The sequence below is a fragment of the Maritalea porphyrae genome, from assembly GCF_027213965.1.
Taxonomy (GTDB): domain Bacteria; phylum Pseudomonadota; class Alphaproteobacteria; order Rhizobiales; family Devosiaceae; genus Maritalea; species Maritalea porphyrae_A.
The window spans coordinates 45,480-58,156 of the sequence record NZ_JAPWGX010000004.1 but is presented as its reverse complement, the minus strand read 5'-3'; the positions used below and the strand labels follow the sequence as shown (position 1 = coordinate 58,156).

Annotated in this window: 15 protein-coding genes and 1 tRNA gene; 12 read left to right on the top strand and 4 right to left on the bottom strand. The window is 49.3% G+C overall.

The genetic code is table 11. The features are described from left to right. Nucleotides 1-18 precede the first annotated feature (18 nt). The 10 genes from O4H47_RS13135 (at nucleotide 19) to tcmP (ending at nucleotide 7,449) form a co-directional block, all read left to right on the top strand. Nucleotides 19-408, top strand: coding sequence for a GPW/gp25 family protein (locus tag O4H47_RS13135; protein WP_269394453.1), 390 nt, complete (start codon nucleotides 19-21; stop codon nucleotides 406-408). Further along, entirely contained in the window at nucleotides 405-1,562 is a 1,158-nt protein-coding gene (locus O4H47_RS13130; RefSeq protein ID WP_269394452.1) for a baseplate J/gp47 family protein, read from the top strand. The genes O4H47_RS13135 and O4H47_RS13130 overlap by 4 nt, the downstream gene beginning before the upstream one ends. Further along, nucleotides 1,555-2,136 carry a phage tail protein I gene (locus O4H47_RS13125; RefSeq protein WP_269394451.1) on the top strand — a complete coding sequence of 194 codons (582 nt, stop codon included), beginning with the start codon at nucleotides 1,555-1,557 and terminating at the stop codon, nucleotides 2,134-2,136. Before O4H47_RS13130 ends, O4H47_RS13125 begins: the two co-directional genes overlap by 8 nt. Then, nucleotides 2,136-2,960 carry a phage tail protein gene (locus O4H47_RS13120; protein WP_269394450.1) on the top strand — a complete coding sequence of 275 codons (825 nt, stop codon included), beginning with the start codon at nucleotides 2,136-2,138 and terminating at the stop codon, nucleotides 2,958-2,960. Before O4H47_RS13125 ends, O4H47_RS13120 begins: the two co-directional genes overlap by 1 nt. A gap of 3 nt (nucleotides 2,961-2,963) precedes the next feature. Then, nucleotides 2,964-3,272 (top strand): hypothetical protein, encoded by a 309-nt coding sequence (locus tag O4H47_RS13115; protein ID WP_269394449.1) that lies wholly within the window; start codon nucleotides 2,964-2,966, stop codon nucleotides 3,270-3,272. 11 nt (nucleotides 3,273-3,283) lie between these two features. Beyond that, nucleotides 3,284-3,940 carry a hypothetical protein gene (locus O4H47_RS13110; protein ID WP_269394448.1) on the top strand — a complete coding sequence of 219 codons (657 nt, stop codon included), beginning with the start codon at nucleotides 3,284-3,286 and terminating at the stop codon, nucleotides 3,938-3,940. Further along, entirely contained in the window at nucleotides 3,940-4,440 is a 501-nt protein-coding gene (locus O4H47_RS13105) for a hypothetical protein (RefSeq protein WP_269394447.1), read from the top strand. The genes O4H47_RS13110 and O4H47_RS13105 overlap by 1 nt, the downstream gene beginning before the upstream one ends. Before the next feature lie 153 nt (nucleotides 4,441-4,593). Continuing rightward, complete coding sequence (locus tag O4H47_RS13100) at nucleotides 4,594-5,403, top strand: DNA adenine methylase (RefSeq protein WP_269394446.1); 810 nt, start codon at nucleotides 4,594-4,596, stop codon at nucleotides 5,401-5,403. Nucleotides 5,404-5,481: 78 nt separating this feature from the next. Then, nucleotides 5,482-6,255: a DUF5131 family protein gene (locus O4H47_RS13095; protein ID WP_269394445.1), complete on the top strand. Its 774-nt coding sequence runs from the start codon at nucleotides 5,482-5,484 to the stop codon at nucleotides 6,253-6,255. A 54-nt stretch (nucleotides 6,256-6,309) separates the two neighbouring features. Continuing rightward, nucleotides 6,310-7,449 carry a three-Cys-motif partner protein TcmP gene (gene tcmP / locus O4H47_RS13090; RefSeq protein ID WP_269394444.1) on the top strand — a complete coding sequence of 380 codons (1,140 nt, stop codon included), beginning with the start codon at nucleotides 6,310-6,312 and terminating at the stop codon, nucleotides 7,447-7,449. A 212-nt stretch (nucleotides 7,450-7,661) separates the two neighbouring features. On the opposite strand, the gene O4H47_RS13085 is transcribed toward tcmP, so the two are convergent. Then, nucleotides 7,662-7,738: transfer RNA gene (locus tag O4H47_RS13085), tRNA-Met, on the bottom strand. 237 nt (nucleotides 7,739-7,975) lie between these two features. Here O4H47_RS13085 and O4H47_RS13080 point away from each other — a divergent pair. After that, entirely contained in the window at nucleotides 7,976-8,638 is a 663-nt protein-coding gene (locus O4H47_RS13080; RefSeq protein WP_269394443.1) for an OmpA family protein, read from the top strand. Nucleotides 8,639-8,708: 70 nt separating this feature from the next. Here the strand turns inward: O4H47_RS13080 and O4H47_RS13075 are convergent, their stop codons facing one another. Together O4H47_RS13075 and O4H47_RS13070 are read right to left on the bottom strand one after the other, a co-directional pair. After that, a complete protein-coding gene (locus O4H47_RS13075) occupies nucleotides 8,709-9,821 on the bottom strand; it encodes a quinone-dependent dihydroorotate dehydrogenase (RefSeq protein ID WP_269394442.1) in 1,113 nt (370 codons plus the stop codon). Continuing rightward, nucleotides 9,818-10,162: a DUF952 domain-containing protein gene (locus O4H47_RS13070; RefSeq protein ID WP_269394441.1), complete on the bottom strand. Its 345-nt coding sequence runs from the start codon at nucleotides 10,160-10,162 to the stop codon at nucleotides 9,818-9,820. The genes O4H47_RS13075 and O4H47_RS13070 overlap by 4 nt, the downstream gene beginning before the upstream one ends. A gap of 178 nt (nucleotides 10,163-10,340) precedes the next feature. Between O4H47_RS13070 and O4H47_RS13065 the strand changes: the two genes are divergently transcribed. After that, a complete protein-coding gene (locus O4H47_RS13065; protein WP_269394440.1) occupies nucleotides 10,341-10,976 on the top strand; it encodes a S24 family peptidase in 636 nt (211 codons plus the stop codon). A 48-nt stretch (nucleotides 10,977-11,024) separates the two neighbouring features. On the opposite strand, the gene O4H47_RS13060 is transcribed toward O4H47_RS13065, so the two are convergent. Beyond that, nucleotides 11,025-12,632, bottom strand: a complete 1,608-nt coding sequence (locus O4H47_RS13060) for a lysine--tRNA ligase (protein WP_269394439.1) — start codon at nucleotides 12,630-12,632, stop codon at nucleotides 11,025-11,027. Nucleotides 12,633-12,677 lie beyond the last annotated feature (45 nt).

The window sequence follows — 12,677 nt, the reverse complement described above, 5'->3', positions numbered from 1 at the left end:
ACTTATATGGGTATAGGCATGGGCGAAGTCCATCATTTACATTGGCAAGCAAAAGTCCAGCCCGGCAATGATTTGCCTTGGGATCAAATCGTCGTCGGCATTGATGACATTCACCAAGCCATCCGCATTATCATTCTTTCGCCCAAGCTTTCGATCCCAACAGCGCCTGACCAGTTTTGCGATGCGCTGACCTATATCGATCGCCCTTCAGAAATCGCCATTCCCGCCATTACCCAAGAAATCTGGGACGCTATCGAGCAATGGGAACCGCGCGTGATCATGCACAAGGTCAATGTCAGCCAAGTTGGCCGCGACCACTATAAGGCCAATGTTGCTTGGCGTTTGCGCGAAGATGTGGCGCAAGAGATTTATTTCACCGACGTGTCTTTGCAAAGGCTCGCCGCATGATCAATTTTCTCAAAGCTTTTACCCCACAAGAACTGATCGAACGTGGCGCGCCACAGGTTTTTACAACCTCATCAAAAGGCTGGGTCACCAAGCTTGTCGATTGGTTTGAAAATCACCCCGATGGGCCACAGCGCAAGCTTTATCCTGCACAATCCGACATGGTGTTTATCCGTCTGATCGCTTATGCCCTGTCAATCATTTGCCAAGAGGCGCAAGAAGCTTGGGAACGCCGTTGGATTTTGTTTGCGCAAGGCGAGTTCTTAGACATCGCCGCCGCCAACAATTCAACGTTTCGCCTCAAAGCTCAACCAGCGGTCACGACCATTGAGTTCACCTTAGCTGAAGCCTTGGCCACCGACCTGTTTATTGCCGCTGGCACCAAGGTTGCCATTGATAAACTAACCTCAACGTTACTGCATTTTCAGACGAATGAAGATGTGTTGATCCTTGCTGGTCAAACCAGCGGTTCGGTTACGGCCACAGTGAACCATGCTGGTTTTGTAGGTAATGGCATTGCGATCGGCAGATTGGTCTATTTGGTTGAGCCGGTCGAAGGTCTAAGCGTTTCAAACACCGACATTTCAAACGGCGGCGCAGACGAAGAAGAAGACCAAAGCCTTCGCCTTCGTGCCCTTAACGCCCACGACCGCATTTCCAAAGCAGGTGGCGAGGCAAGTTACAAAGAACAAGTGTTGGCCTATTCATCTGCCATTGCCGCCGTAAAAGTTGTGCGACCGCAAGAGGGTCATATTTGGATATACGTATTGCTTGAGACTGGCGCGCCTTCTCAAACCATTTTGGACGATATTGATCTATGGATGGCACCGTTAGAAAAACGCCCACAAGGCGACACTCTAACGAGTAAACCACCTGAAGCGGTCACTTACACAATTGCTGGCACTGTCCGGTATCGCGGCAATCCAACCCTTATCCAAGCCGACATCGAAGCGGAATTGAACAAGGTCGCGAGCGGTTGGGCAAAACGCCTAGCGCCCTACCTTGCCAAAAAGGCATTGGACAAAGTTGGCGGCGCGGTTGAAGGCGTTGAGGACATTGATCTTGATATTGTCGGCCCCGCCAATCGCCAACTTGCAGGCCAAGAGTTCCCAGTGCTGATCGACATTGATCTAACCATGGAGGCGGCAAATGCCTGACCTTCGTTTTGAAGATCGCCTAATCCCACCCGGCATCTTTGATGGCCGCACCCAAGCCTTGTTCGCCATGTTTGCGAACGTTCTAAGTGACGTCGACATTCAAACCGCAATGGAACGCCAGCCCAGCGAAGAACCAATTGAAGTTTTGCCCCTTGTCATGGCCGAAAAGTCTATTGGTGAATTTATCGACGTTGAAGGGTCGCCCGAACCGGCCATTCGAACATTGATCGAAAATGCCTTTCCATTGCATGAAGCAAAAGGCACTGATCCGGGTGTTCTAAGCGCGCTCGATGCGTTTGGCCTCAAAGCTGAAATCGAGCAGTGGTATGACCAGACACCCGTTGGCTCACCGCACACCCACAACATTTTGATCAACACAGATCAAGACATATTTGGCGAAGGCGAGCTTTGGTCAATCCGCGCTGTTCGCCAGTCAAAAGCGGTCATTGAAACGATGAAGCGCAAAAGCCAAACCAGCGAATTTCGGCTCGGTGTTGAAATCACTGGTCCCACTTTTGTGGCCGTTGCCGCCCAAGTACACCATGAATTTTTGATTTTGCCGGAGGCTGTTTAGTGCCCTCAATTTTGACAAATATCGGCATTGCGGCATTTGCGGCCGCCGCCGCACCAGACGGCAGTCCCGTGCCGTTTTCAAAAATGGTTTTTGGTGATGGAAACGGCAACCCAATCACACTTGATCCTGATGCAACCTCGCTAACAAATGAGGTGTATGAAGCGGGGTTGCAGGCCGTTGTAGTTGACCCCAACAACAGCGATAGATTGATTTGTACGGCCTTTATTCCGGCAGCCGCTGGTCCTTTTACGCTTCGCGAAGTCGGCCTTGAAAGTGCAACCGGCGACCTTCTTGCAATTGGCTCCACGCCAACCGTCGAAAAGGCTGTCGCCGAAAACTCCATGTCTTACACATTTGTTGTTGAAGTCACCAATGCAGTTGACGCCGTTATTCAACTTTCTAGCCCAGTAGCGGTTACCTCCGCCCGAGTGATCAACACCCAAAACGGCACAAAGGGCGGTGGAGATTTATCAACAGACCGCACAATTGAGCTTGATATTGATGGTTTGCCCGTTATTGCCGGTGCTAACGTTGTGGGCGCAGATGACACATTTGGCCTGTACGATAAATCGGCTGATCTCAACAAGAAAATCACGACCGATGAGCTGGTCATCGCGCTTGGCGTTCAAGACAAAATTGATGCGTCTGTCAGTGAGGCGATCGGTGGCTTGCCAGAAGACCAAGTGCTCGGACTTTCCACTGAAGCCGAAACGATCACCGGTACCAACACAACCAAAGCCACCCATGCAGCAGGCGTAAAGGCGGCTATCGACGAAGCCATTTCCAACGTTTCGGGCGATCTATTCTTTTTAGGGGGCGCATAAATTATGGCCAAAAATCCAATCTGCAAAACACTTACCACGACTGGTGCAACTTACACTGTCCCAGCTGGCAAGCATTTTGTGGGGCAGGCGTTCGCCGCCGACGCAATTCCGAACAATGGATCAATAACCATCACACCCGTTGGCGAAACCGCAGTTTACCTTGTTTTTGGCTCGAATGGCACAACCACCACACAGCGTCACGGCATTGGAGCTGGGAACGGTTATCTGGTGCTAACTTCTGGCGGGACCATCGTTCGTGGCGGTAGCAATAGCGGTACGTGCATCGTATCTGGCTATGAATACGACAATTAGGAGCTGATCTGATGAAACATGTCATCTACCAATCAAACATCAAAAATTCTGACGGTTCCACTTGGGGTAAAGGCTTCCTTTGCCTTGAAGTCATTGACGCTTGGGATCAGGAGAAAATTGCCGCTCGCTTAAGCGCACTTGGTGCCAATCTTACCGTTCCAGCTACCGCAACCGCTTTGGAAGCCGAAGTTACAAAGCCAACTGTGTCCTATTTCGCTGGTGTTGCGCCATTGGAAGAGCAAGAAACCATAGGCACCGAGGGCCAAAACAAAACCATTCAAACGCGCATTGAGCTGGATGGTGAAGAATGGAAGTCGATCAGCGAGTGGGTAGATTTGGCACCAACACCCGAACCCGTCCTTCGCAAAAAAGTCAGTCGCACTGAGTATTATGGCCTGTTCACCCCAACAGAAGAAGCCATGATCCGGTTGGCCGCATCTGAAGAAGTTACCCCTGCTTTGATTGGCGCAGCTGATGAGGCGGAAAAAGCCCGCCTTATGGGTGTTGCTTCTTTAGCCGTTATGCTTCGTCGTACAGACGCGCTTGGTCCTGACGATACCATTGATCTTGCGTCAGCACAGGTTATTGGCGGACTTGATTTGTTGGCAGCAGCTGGTCTTTTGGCAGCAGATCGGAAAGACCAAATCTTGGCTGGGATCGCGGAATAATGAACTATGCCGAAGCCCGCTCAAAAATCAAAACCGGCGACCTTCTCGCATGGCGGACCCTAGGGTCTGGCAATAGGTTTTGGTCTTGGTTGATCAAGCACGCAACAGGCGGTGCACATACCCACGTTGGTGTCGCTTGGTGGTTTCGGGATCGGCTGTTTGTTCTAGAAGCAAGAGAGCGCGTTGGTGTGCAAATGGGCGCCCTTTCAAACACCGGATCGTTTGACTGGTTGCCTACTAATATTGACTGGACAATTGATCTAGAAGGGTTCGCATTTTCTCACCTTGGCAAGCGCTATTCATATCTTGAAGCTGTTGGCGCTGGCCTTGGCTTTCCCGTGCACAATGACGAGTTCATTTGCTCAGAATATGCGGCGGAACTGTTCCGGCGCGCTGACCGTTTGCATGGCCTAAAAATAAAGTCACCAACACCCACTGATCTTGTTCAATATTGGTTGGATCAGGGTGTGCCGATGACAACAATCAGATCAACAAGATGACGGATGGCCGATCCAACAATTGCGCTAACAATTGATTGATCAGCTTCGGGGTTCAATCGGAAAATAGTCCCCCAAAAGACGCAATTTGACTTAACGCCTCATCCGCCTGCTTGTACAAGCTGGGCGAATATGGCTGAGAGAAACCAACAAATAATGAACGAGATCAATTCAACAATCGCCATCAATCCAGTTGCCCCATATCTTGGCGGCAAACGCCTACTCGCAAAAACAATCGTGCCAATTATCGAAGCGGTACCACACAAGAATTATGTTGAGCCATTTGTTGGCATGGGCGGCGTATTTTTCCGCCGCACAAAGCGCACCAAATGCGAGGTGATCAACGACATCTCCAAAGATATTGCCAACCTGTTTCGCATCCTTCAGCGCCACTATCCGCAATTCTTGGACACGTTAAAATACCAACTTTCGAGCCGTTCTGAGTTCGAAAGATTGAAGGCAACAGACCCAACAACGTTAACAGATTTAGAACGCGCAGCGCGCTTCATCTATCTTCAAAAAACGGCGTTTGGCGGCAAGGCAACAAGCCAGACATTTGGCATCGCGACTGAGCGAAGCAGCCGCTTCAATTTGAACACACTGGCCAGCCAGCTTGAAGACGTTCACGACCGCCTTGCATACGTTACAATCGAGTGCTTGCCCTATGCGCAATGCATCACCCGTTATGATCGCGACCAAACGCTTTTCTATCTCGACCCGCCCTACTGGAATTGTGAAAACGACTATGGCAAAAACCTGTTTTCCAAATCGGACTTTGAGTATCTTGCACAACAGCTAGGTTCGATCAAAGGCAAATTCTTGATGTCGATAAATGACACGCCCGAAGTGCGTTTCATCTTTGAGCGTTTCAGCATGCAACCCGTCAAAACCCGCTACACAGTCAACCCACAATCAGGCAAAGAAGTGGGTGAACTTTTGATCTCAAATTTTGAGGTGAAGATTTGAGATCAAATCTGACGCGTCAACGCTAACTTTACAGATTTCAGATACGGTTCATAATGCGCAGCAATCAGGGGACATATAATGGCTGAAACTCAGATCGAATGGACAGATGCAACTTGGAACCCAGTCGCTGGGTGTAGCATTCAATCTGCTGGTTGCACGAACTGCTATGCCATGCAGATGGCCAAACGCCTTGAAGCCATGGGTACGCCGAAATATGTGGGTCTAACGCGCAAATCGGGTAAGCGCACCATCTGGAACGGTGTGGTACGCGAGGACCGCAACGCCCTTCAAATACCTCTGAAATGGCGTAAGCCGCGTAAGATTTTTGTCAATTCAATGAGTGATCTATTCCACCCTGAAGTGAGCGATGAGTTCATTCTTGAGGTATGGGAGGTCATGCGCCAAACGCCGCATCATCACTATCAAATTTTGACGAAGCGGCCAGACCGCATGGCGCAGATTATCGGCAAGCATTTCCCAAAACCGCTACCGAACGTTTGGCTTGGTACGAGCGTCGAGAACTCAGAGGTTACGCACCGCATTGACGAACTTCGAGACATTCCGGCAGCGATCAGGTTCATATCATTCGAACCGCTAATTGGTGCTGTTGGCGACGTTGATCTATCCGGCATCCATTGGGCCATCGTTGGTGGCGAAAGCGGCCATGCAGCAAGGCCAATTAAAGAAGAGTGGATTGATGAAATCCACAATCAGTGCTTGGATTTCAATACCGCGTTCTTCTTCAAACAGTGGGGAACATGGGGCAAGGACAACAAGCGCCGATCCAAAAAGGCGAATGGCCGAAGTTATAAAGGCCGCGTTTGGGACGAAATGCCAAGTGTAGCTATGTAAAACAATTCGGCTATACTCAAAGTATAGATTCGAAATATATTTACAGAGTGTGCCATGCTGCCCGATTTGGGACTATATAAAGACCGTGAACAGTCATACATAAAACACGCATTTCTAACCCAATACCTAAAAGCCGCCGCGTTCAAAACACTTCAAGGATATTCCAACGTGTTCAATTTTGTGGACGCGTTTGCTGGGCCTTGGAAAGTGAGTGATGAAGCGAAATACTCGGATGCCTCATTTGATCAAGCGATAAACACACTGGAAGCAGTACGGGATACTCTGCAAAAACAAGGCATCTCTGGCCTAAAAACTCGGTTTTGTTTTTGCGAGGCAAATCCAAGTTCTGTGGAAAAGCTCAAGGCATATGCCACGACCGTCGAGGGGCCAGAAATCCACATATTTGAAGGCAAGTTTGAAGATAATTTGGACGCCATTAGTTCAAAACTCACAAATGGATTTACGTTTACATTCATTGATCCAACTGGCTGGAATATCCAAAATGACGGGGTATTCGCTTTTCTAAAGAAGCACCGTAGTGAGTTCATGTTGAATTTCATGTCAGACCATATAAACAGACACGCTGGATTTGACGGCGTCGCGGCATCCTTCGGGCGTTATCTAGTGAACCCTGATTGGGCCGCCGAATTTGCGTCTCTACCTATTAGTTGGAGCAACGAACGAAAGATATTGTCTCAGATGAAGAGGGCCATGAAGCAAGCAAAAATTGCAAAGTTTTTGCCTGACTTCTCGATAATGGTGCCAACCAAAGAGCGCATTAAGATGCGACTACTCTTCGGCACTCACAGTGCCAAGGGACTTGAAGTTTTTCGGAACGTCCAACAGAAGGTTGAGCTTCAAGAGATGGCCGTCAGACACGAACTTAGGGACACAAGTGGTCCAAATCTCTTTTCAACCGCTGACTATGCCGCGATGGAACAACAGCGAAAGGGTGTAGGTTGCAAAGCTAACCGTGAAAAAGCAGCGGATTTAATTCTTGAGTATCTGTCGATGTACTCATCTGCAAAGGCGGACCAAATGATCCACTTGATAATGGAACGGGTGTCGGTTCGAAAGCCGCATGTAAATGCAATACTCTGTGATCTTCGAAGCAAAAACAAAATCGCTTTTGATCTTCCATATCCCAAGCGTGTTCCACAAAAAGACACAGAAATTGCACTAGCAAGAGACTAGAATAGTTTCCAACGTCCCCTGTAAGGCGTTAGAAAACTTGTTTTGGTTTCCCAAAGGCAGCTCAAAAGTTTCCCAAAGATCGCGCGCCGCCACACAAAGCGCCTGAATAATCGCAGCACCCACAAAGACACCCAAACACAACCCAAGGCAATCCACGCGCTAGAACGCAAAGCCACTCTCGCATCTAACAACCTGCAATGTATAAGAAATTTTGGTAGCGGGAGAGGGACTTGAACCCCCGACACGCGGATTATGATTCCGCTGCTCTAACCAGCTGAGCTACCCCGCCACAATTTGATTTGGTGAAAACCAAAACAAATAGACAAGTGTTTGGCGAACCAATCACTTTGCTCGAGCGCGATATAATGCGGGCAGGCAAATCTTGTCAAGCAAAACCGCCAAAGAGTTTTCGCCTTTTGCCCATCCTTTGCAAATTTATCGAAATCTGAGTGTCATGTTGATCTTTTTTAGGCCGCAAAGTCATGTATTATGGCTTCAAATTTTTTGGCGGCATTGGAACTCGAATATGAAAAAATCCATTCTTATTGTATCGGCTTTCGCATTGGCTCTTGGTGGGTGCAGCCCAACATGGCTCAACAATGATGCGGGCGACTTACGTAATTCTGTGAAAGGTGGTGCTGCGGGCGCTGCGGCGGGCGCATTTGCCGGACTTGTTTATGCATCAGTGGCCAACAAAGACGTGCGTAGTGCAGCGCTGATTGGCGCAGGGCTTGGTGCACTCACAGGTACCGGTGTTGGTATTTACATGGACAAGCAGGAAGAAGAGCTTCGCGCGGGTCTGGCTGATTCTGGCGTGACAGTGAAACGCAACGGCGACAACATCATCCTCAACATGCCCTCCAACATCACCTTTGGGGTCAACCAAGACCAAGTTCAACCTCAATTCCACAAAGTTTTGACAGCGGTTGCAACGATCCTACAGCGCTATCCAAAAACGCTAGTGGATATCTATGGCCACACCGATTCTACAGGCTCGGACCAATATAATATGGATCTGTCGAACCGAAGAGCCATGTCAGTTGCCAATTATGTATCTGGCGTTGGTGTGGATCCACGACGTGTCTATGTGACCGGTTATGGCGAAACACAGCCTATCGCCACAAATTCAACCGAAGCGGGCAAAGCGGCAAACCGGCGCGTTGAAATTCAGATTTCGCCACTAACCTAGGCGCAATAAATTCAAATGCCGCCGCGACTTAATGTTGCGGCGGCTTTTATTTGACATAAAGCGTATGTTCTTACAATTGAGCCTTGCCGCTGGCCCAGCTCTCCACATCCGTGGAAGTTAATTGCCCAACACTTTGCAACTTATCTTTGCGCACTTTGACGGCCATGCCATCTTTAATGTCGCGCAGCAGCTCCATGCCGCCAAAAACCAGCGCGCTATATAGCTGAATGGCGTTCGCGCCCGCAGCAAGTTTCGCTATTGCAGATTGGGCAGAGTGGATTCCCCCTACCCCAATAATGGGCATATCACTCCCCACGCGCATGCGCATTTGCGCCAAGCGCATGGTAGAAAAATTAAAGAGTGGCTTGCCGCTCAGGCCACCAGCCTCATCCGCGTTGGGTAAGCCCGCAACTTGATCACGGGACAAAGTGGTATTGGAAATAATCAAACCATCTAAATCCACTTGCTTGATCACGCCAACCACTTCATCCATCTCCGCCTCATTGAGGTCTGGTGCGAGCTTTAAGAAAACCGGCACCCGCACACAAGCCTTTGCGCGCGCATTCAACGCTTCGCCCAACAACCGCTTTAGCGCTTCGCCAGACTGCAAATCACGCAACCCCGGTGTATTGGGGGAAGAAATATTCACCGTAAGATAATCAGCAATCGGCGCAAAACGAGTAACGCCCTCAACATAGTCGGCCACAAAGTCATCGCTGTCTTTGTTCGCGCCAACATTTACACCAATCGTCACCCCGGCTTGCTTATTGTTTGTTAAACGCTCATAAGCTACCAGATGCCCCTCATTATTGAACCCCATGCGGTTGATGATCCCCTGGGCTTGCGGCACACGAAACAAACGTGGCTTGGGGTTTCCATCCTGAGGTCGTGGCGTGATGGTTCCAACTTCTGCGAACCCAAAGCCGATGTCAGATAACTGGTTTGACACTTCGGCGTTTTTATCAAAACCAGCGGCCATGCCAATTGGGTTTTTCAAAGACAGTCCTGCAATTTCTGTTTTAAAGAAATCAGGGTCTTTATTTTCTTGTGGCGCAACGGCCCCAAGTTTGATCGCTTTGATCGTTAGCTGATGCGCAATTTCAGGGTCAAGTTTTAGCAACCCATCACGGCTTAGGTTTTGCACCGCCGGCTGGCTTAAAAACTTAGCAATTTGAGAAATCATTGAAATAGCCCTTCGGGAAGAATAAAGACGCCTTGCGCATCAGTTTCCAACATATGTTCAGCCACAATCGCTGCCAGTGGCAGGTCCGCATATAGATGGGGGAAAAGAGCACCGCCGCGTGAAGGTTCCCACTTTAATTCCGTACCAATTTTTTCCGGATCAACACTTAAAAGCACCAAATCGCTTTGGCCGGTGAAGTGCTTTTGCAGGGTCTCGGCCAGCTGTTCTGCAGTTGAAAAGTGAATAAACCCATCAACCAAATCCACTGCTACCCCCGAAAAAACACCATTGGCCTTAGCGTTTGACCAATGTGCAACCGTACATACTTTGAAAATTCTCATTTTGACTCATTGTGCGCTGAACTCTGTTCATCGGATTTATGGAAAATCAAGCAAATAAGCAAGGTAATGTGCCAAATTTCACATTCGCACTTTACATTTCGATTAATGAAAGTTAACACATCTATAGGATTTTTATCCTTGATACTGAAACTATTCCTGCTCGACAAATGGAAAAGCAATGATCACCCACCGCGCTATATGGTCTGCCATTGACTCGCTGGCTCAGCGTCGCGGCCTATCTGTGTCCGGACTGGCGCGCATGGCCGGGCTAGACCCTACAGCCTTTAATCCCTCAAAACGGATATCAAAAGACGGTCGAGAGCGCTGGCCATCAACCGAAAGCATTGCCAAAATGCTGGGATCAGCTGATGAGAGTATGGATCAATTCCTATCGGGCGGCGGTATTTACGAACAAGCTGACCCTCACAAAGCCGCGGTGCCATTGCTGGGTTTTGCCCAAGCCGGAGCTGGCGGATTTTTCGACAGCGGTGGCTTCCCTGCGGGGCAAGGCTGGGACGAAGTGAACATCCCTGTTGGGCCAAACTCCAACACGTACGCACTTGAGGTGAGCGGTGATAGCATGCTGCCCCTTTATCGCGATGGCGATGTGATCATTGTCTCGCCCGCCGAACAAATCAGGCGTGGCGACCGCGTGGTGGTGCGCACGAATGAGGGCGAAGTGATGGCCAAAATTTTGCATCGGCAAACCGCAAATCTAGTGGAATTGCACTCGCTCAACCCAGAACACCCGCCCCGCGAATTACCCTCCACAGATGTGGATTGGATTGCGCGCATCCTTTGGGCCAGCCAATAAAAAGCCCCGCCAATTGGCAGGGCTAATCATTGTGAAATTTTAAAGGGCCTAAACCAATTCGCCCGCCAAAGCTTTTTCAATCAAAGCTTTGGTTTCGGTAACGCCATAAAGGGCGATGAATGAGCCAAAACGCGGGCCCTGATCTTGCCCCAACAACACTTGGTACAAAGCTTTGAACCAATTGCGCAACGGTTCAAATTCATATTTCTTGCCAATTTCAAACACCAAGCTTTGAATGGCGTCTGCATCCGTCGCATCTTCCACATCATCCAACCGCGTTGCCAATTCTGCCATCGCAGCGGCTTCCTGTTCGCTTGGCGCGCGGAATTTCTTCGTTGGTTTCACAAAATCAGTGAAGTAGCGAATGGCATAGCCAACCAACCGATCAAGTTCGGGTTGATTTTGGGGTGTTGCATCTGGCGCATAACGCGAAATAAAGCCCCAAAGCACGGCGCTGTCTTCAGCATTGGCCGCAGACACCAAATTCAACAACAAAGCAAAACTGATTGGCAAATCAAACGCTGGTGGAAACTCGCCATGAATATGGGTTGCAGGGTTTTCCAACAGCTCAGCTGGCGTTTGTTTTTCCGCCGCCGTTGAAAAAGCATAAAACTCATCAACAGCTTTCGGGATCACATCAAAATAGAGCTTTTTCGCAGTTTTTGGTTTTTGATACATAAACAGCGCCAAGCTTTCAGGCGAGGCGTAAGTCAGCCAATCTTCCATCGAAAGGCCATTGCCTTTTGACTTGGAGATTTTTTGACCGTTCTCATCCAAGAACAATTCATAGCTCAAGCTTTCCGGCGGCGTGCCACCCAAAGCCCGCACAATGCGAGAAGATAGACGAACGCTATCAATCAAGTCTTTGCCCGACATTTCATAGTCGATCCCAAGCGCATACCAACGCAAAGCCCAATCTGCTTTCCATTGGCACTTCACCGCACCACCAGTCACTGGCACGGTAACCTCTTCACTGGTTTCAGGGTCAACATAAGTCACAGTGCCTGCCGCCACATCGCGCGCGATCATAGGCACCTGCAACACTTTGCCCGTGCGCGGGCACAGAGGCAGGAAGGGCGAATAGGTTTTTTGTCGCTCTTCGCCAAGTGTTGGCAAAATCACCTTCATCACATCGTCGTAGACTTCGAGCATGCGCAACAATGCCTTATCCAGCACACCAGATGTGTAATAATCTGTGGAGCTGACAAACTCATATTCAAATCCAAAGTCATCCAAGAAATTCTGCAATCGCGCATTATTATGATGCGCAAAACTTGGATATTCGTCTGAAAATGGATCAGGCACTTTCGTCAACGGCATGCCAATATATTCGGCCATGCGCTCTTGGTTTGGCACATTGGTTGGCACCTTGCGGAACCCATCCATATCGTCAGAATAACAGATTATTTTGGATGGGATTTTATCGCCAGTCAGCAAACGGAAGGCATTGCGCACCATAGACGTGCGCGCCACTTCACCAAATGTGCCAATGTGTGGCAAGCCAGACGGGCCATAACCGGTCTGAAACAATACCACGTCCTTGGGCGATTTTTCCAACCGTTTGACAATCTTCTTCGCTTCCTCAAAAGGCCATGCGCGTGCATTGTTGGCGGCTGCGAAAAACTGTTCGTCAAAAATTGTGGGGGTATTTGCCATTTGGCTGCCCTTTGGTTGGAAAAATCAATTGTATGATGTGTTCAT

Bases quoted from the DNA above. Each gene is read 5' to 3' on its own strand.
- O4H47_RS13135 (WP_269394453.1), top strand. From the start codon at position 19: ATGGGCGAAGTCCATCATTTACATTGGCAAGCAAAAGTCCAGCCCGGC.
- O4H47_RS13130 (WP_269394452.1), top strand. From the start codon at position 405: ATGATCAATTTTCTCAAAGCTTTTACCCCACAAGAACTGATCGAACGT.
- O4H47_RS13125 (WP_269394451.1), top strand. From the start codon at position 1,555: ATGCCTGACCTTCGTTTTGAAGATCGCCTAATCCCACCCGGCATCTTT.
- O4H47_RS13115 (WP_269394449.1), top strand. From the start codon at position 2,964: ATGGCCAAAAATCCAATCTGCAAAACACTTACCACGACTGGTGCAACT.
- O4H47_RS13110 (WP_269394448.1), top strand. From the start codon at position 3,284: ATGAAACATGTCATCTACCAATCAAACATCAAAAATTCTGACGGTTCC.
- O4H47_RS13105 (WP_269394447.1), top strand. From the start codon at position 3,940: ATGAACTATGCCGAAGCCCGCTCAAAAATCAAAACCGGCGACCTTCTC.
- O4H47_RS13100 (WP_269394446.1), top strand. From the start codon at position 4,594: ATGAACGAGATCAATTCAACAATCGCCATCAATCCAGTTGCCCCATAT.
- O4H47_RS13095 (WP_269394445.1), top strand. From the start codon at position 5,482: ATGGCTGAAACTCAGATCGAATGGACAGATGCAACTTGGAACCCAGTC.
- tcmP (WP_269394444.1), top strand. From the start codon at position 6,310: ATGCTGCCCGATTTGGGACTATATAAAGACCGTGAACAGTCATACATA.
- O4H47_RS13080 (WP_269394443.1), top strand. From the start codon at position 7,976: ATGAAAAAATCCATTCTTATTGTATCGGCTTTCGCATTGGCTCTTGGT.
- O4H47_RS13075 (WP_269394442.1), bottom strand. From the start codon at position 9,821: ATGATTTCTCAAATTGCTAAGTTTTTAAGCCAGCCGGCGGTGCAAAAC.
- O4H47_RS13070 (WP_269394441.1), bottom strand. From the start codon at position 10,162: ATGAGAATTTTCAAAGTATGTACGGTTGCACATTGGTCAAACGCTAAG.
- O4H47_RS13065 (WP_269394440.1), top strand. From the start codon at position 10,341: ATGATCACCCACCGCGCTATATGGTCTGCCATTGACTCGCTGGCTCAG.
- O4H47_RS13060 (WP_269394439.1), bottom strand. From the start codon at position 12,632: ATGGCAAATACCCCCACAATTTTTGACGAACAGTTTTTCGCAGCCGCC.